This is a genomic window from Streptomyces sp. NPDC107522, from assembly GCF_055657525.1.
The window spans coordinates 1-4,228 of record NZ_JBVKAU010000037.1 but is presented as its reverse complement, the minus strand read 5'-3'; the positions used below and the strand labels follow the sequence as shown (position 1 = coordinate 4,228).

Below are 4,228 nucleotides of genomic sequence, written 5' to 3'. Positions count from 1 at the left end.
GGCGGTGCGGCGGCTGGATCCTTCGGCCGGGGTGATGGTGCAGGCGGTGTGGGTGGACGCCGGGCCTTCCCGCGTGGGCCGGTTGGTGCTGGTCGTACATCACCTGGTCGTCGACGGAGTGTCGTGGCGGATCCTGCTGCCGGACCTGCAGGCCGCCTGCGAGGCGGTCGCGGCCGGCCGAGCACCTGAACTCGACCCGGTGGCAACGTCGTTCAAGCAGTGGGCCGACCTCCTCACCGAACAGGCCGCTCAGGACAGCCGAGTCTCCGAGCTGGAGCAATGGACCGACGAGCTCGGTGATCCCGAACAGCCGTTGGGAGCAGGCGAGTTCGACCCGGAGCGTGACACGGTGGCGAACCTGGTCCACCGCACGTGGGCCGTGCCCCCGGCGCAGGCGCAGACGCTCGTCGGCGAGCTGCCGGCGCTCTTCCACTGCGGTGTGCATGAGGTGTTGCTCGCCGCGCTGGCGGGTGCGGTGGCGCGTTGGCGGCCGGCGACGGCGGGCGGGGTGCTCGTCGACGTGGAGGGGCACGGCCGTGAGCCTGTCGCCGGTACGGATCTGTCGCGCACGGTCGGCTGGTTCACCAGCAGCCGTCCGGTGCGGCTGGACGTCACCGGCGTGGACCTGGACGAGGTCCTGGAGGGTGGCGCGGCAGCCGGCCTGCTGCTGAAGGCGGTCAAGGAGCAGGTGCGCTCGGTGCCCGGCGGCGACGGTCTGGGCTACGGGCTGCTGCGGTACCTCAACCCGAAGACGAGCGACGTCTTGTCTCGGCTGCCGGCCCCGCAGATCGGCTTCAACTACCTGGGCCGTTTCACCACGGGCGCCTCCACCGAGGAGGTGACCCCTTGGCAGCTCAGCGGGGCGAACGCCATCGGCGGCTCGGCCGCACCGCGTATGCCCGCCCTGCACACCCTGGAAGCGGGCGCCGTCGTACACGACGGGGCCCACGGTTCCGAGCTGAAGCTCACGTTGAGCTGGCCGACGACCGTCCTGGACGAGCCGGCGGTCGAGGACCTGGCCCGGGCATGGCTGGCCCTGCTCGCCGGACTCGCGGCGCACACCGCCAGCCCCGCGGCGGGCGGCCACACCTCGTCCGACTTCGCGCTCGTCGACCTGGCGCAGGACGAAGTGGACGAGCTCGAAGCCGGGTTCACCGGCGGCCTCTCCTGACCGGACACCACGCCTTGAGGAGTGAAGCGATGACCCGATCCGCAGTCGAGGACGTGTGGCCCCTGTCTCCGCTTCAGGAGGGCCTGCTGTTCCATGCCGCCTTCGACGACCAGGGACCCGACGTCTACCAGGGACAGCGGCTGCTCGACCTGACCGGACCGCTGGACGCGGGACGGCTGCGGACGGCGTGGGAGGCGCTCCTGGCCCGCCACCCGGCCCTGCGCGCGGGCTTCCGGCGACGCAAGTCGGGAGCGGCGATGCAGGTCATCGCCCGGAACGTCGTGCTGCCGTGGCGCGAAGCCGATCTGTCCGGGCTCCCCGAGGCCGAACGGGCGGCCGCCCTGGACAAACTGACCGAGGCCGAGCGGGCGGAGCGGTTCCAGCTCGCGGCTCCGCCGCTGCTGCGGCTGCTGCTGATCAAGCTGGGGGACAGGCGGCACCGCCTGGTGCTCACCAGCCACCACGTCCTCATGGACGGCTGGTCCATGCCCGTCCTGCTGAGGGAAATGAGGGCGCTGTACGCGGCCGACGGCGACTCCGGCGTCCTGCCGGCGCCCGTCTCGTACCGGGATTACCTGGTGTGGCTCGGCCGCCAGGACAAGGAAGCCGCACGCGACGTATGGCGGCAGGAACTCGCGGGCGCGCAAGAACCGACCCTGGTCGCTCCGGCTGCCCCGGGAAGGGCTCCGGTGGCCCCGGAGATCCTCACCCGCGAGGTGCCCGCACGCCTCGCCGAGGACGTGACGGCCTACGCCCGCCGGCACGGCCTGACGGTGAACACAGTGGTGCAGGGCGCGTGGGCGCTGGTGCTGGCCCGGCTGGCCGGCCGTACGGACGTCGTGTTCGGTGCGACCGTGGCGGGCCGCCCGGCGGAGCTGCCGGGCGTGGAGTCGATGGTCGGCCTGTTCATCAACACCGTTCCCGTGCGGGTGCGCCTAGAGGGTGCGCAGCCGGTGGTGCGGATGCTCGCCGAACTCCAGGACAGCCAGAGGAACCTGATCGGGCATCAGCACCTCGGCCTGTCCGAGATCCAGCAACTCAGCGGGTCCGGAGCCACCTTCGACACGCTCCTCGTCTACGAGAACTATCCGCGCACCCCGGCCCGGGCGGCAGACCAGGACACCTTCGACCTGCGGGTCATCGCCGGTGAGGAGACAGCGCACTACCCCTACACCCTCGTCGTGTCCCCGGGCACTCCGATGCGCTGCAAGCTCGACTACCGGCCGGACCTGTTCGACAGGGACACCGCCGATTCCGTGCTCACCAGGTTCTTCGAGGTCCTTGAGCAGGTGGTGGGCGATCCGTCGGTGCTGGTGGGCCGGGTGGGTCTGCTGGGTGCGGCGGAACGGGCGGCTGTGCTGGCCGGGTCGAGTACGGCGGCCGGCGGGGACTTGAACGGTGCCGTGCCTTCCGTGCCGGAGTTGATCGCCGAGCGGGTGCGGGTGTCGGCGGGTGCGGTGGCGCTGGTGGAGGGTGATCGGGCGCTCTCGTATGGGGAGTTGTGGGCGGCGTCCGGGCGTATGGCGTCGTATCTGGTGGGCGCGGGTGTGGGCCGTGGTGATCGGGTCGCGGTGGTGATGGAGCGGTCCGCGGATCTGGTCGTGACGCTCCTGGGCGTATGGCGTGCGGGGGCCGCCTATGTGCCTGTGGATGCCGGCTCTCCTGCCGAGCGGGTGTCGCTGGTGTTGGCGGATTGTGCTCCGGCGGTGGTGGTGTGTTCGGAGGCGACGCGGGCGGTGGTGCCGGAGGGCGCTGATGTGCAGGTCGTGGTCGTGGACGAGCCCGGGATCGCCGGTGAGTTGGCCGCCTGCGGGGATGCGCCGGTGGTGCGCGTCGGGCCGGCCGATGTGGCGTACGTGATGTACACGTCGGGGTCGACGGGGGTGCCGAAGGGTGTGGCGGTGCCGCATGGGAGTGCGGCGGCGTTGGTGGGTGAGCGTGAGTGGCATGTGGGCGCGGATGACGTGGTGTTGATGCATGCGCCGCATGCGTTTGACGTGTCGTTGTTCGAGGTGTGGGTGCCGTTGGCCGCTGGTGCGCGGGTGGTGATCGCCGAGCCTGGTGTGGTGGATGCCGGGCAGGTCCAGGCGTTTGTGGCCGGTGGTGTGACGTCGGTGCATGTGACGGCGGGGTCGTTCCGGGTGCTGGCGGGGGAGGCGCCGGGGTGTTTCGCGGGGTTGCGTGAGGTGTTGACGGGCGGGGACGTGGTGCCTGCCGCGTCGGTGGCGCGGGTGCGGGAGGCATGCCCGGAGGTGGCGGTACGGCACTTGTACGGGCCGACCGAGACCACCCTGTGCGCGACCTGGCATCTGATGCGGGCCGAGGACCGCGTCGGCTCACCGTTGCCGATCGGGCGTCCGCTGCCCATGCGGCGGACGTATGTTCTCGATGCCTTTCTTCAGCCGGTGCCGCCCGGGGTGACCGGTGAGTTGTACATCGCCGGGGTCGGCCTCGCGCTCGGGTACTGGGCGCAGCCCGGCCTGTCGGCGGAGCGGTTCGTGGCGTGTCCGTTCGTGCCGGGTGAGCGGATGTACCGGACGGGCGACCTGGTCCAGTGGACGGCTGATGGCACGCTGGAGTTCGTCGGCCGTGCGGACGCGCAGGTGAAGATCCGTGGTTTCCGGGTGGAGCTGGGCGAGGTGGAAGCGGCGCTTGCGGCGCATCCCTCGGTGGCCCAGGCCGTGGTGACCGTACGCGAGGACACCCCGGGCGAACGTCGTCTCGTCGGCTACGTCGTGCCCGAGGGCCTGGACGGGGTGGAGACCGACGACGTGCGCGCCCACGCCGCTCTACGGCTGCCGGACTACATGGTCCCCGCAGCCGTCCTCGCGCTCGACGCCTTGCCGGTGACGCGTCACGGGAAGGTGGATCGCGGGGCGTTGCCGGCGCCGGATTTCGCGGGCCGGGTCTCCGGGCGGGAGCCGCGCAATGGCGTGGAGGAGACCTTGTGCGTGCTGTTCGCGGAGTTGCTGGGGTTGGAGCGGGTGGGGGTCGACGACAGCTTCTTCGAGCTGGGCGGCGACTCGATCATGTCGATGCAGTTGGTGGCGCGGGCTC

General features: G+C 71.4%; 2 protein-coding genes. Both read left to right on the top strand.

Translation table 11 applies throughout. The annotated features are described in order from the left end of the window. The coding region (locus tag ACZ7L6_RS43345; protein ID WP_471934052.1) for a condensation domain-containing protein at positions 1–1,171 on the top strand (1,171 nt) is incomplete at its 5' end. A gap of 29 nt (positions 1,172–1,200) precedes the next feature. Continuing rightward, on the top strand, positions 1,201–4,228 hold a 3,028-nt coding region (locus ACZ7L6_RS43340; protein WP_471934050.1), incomplete at its 3' end, for a non-ribosomal peptide synthetase.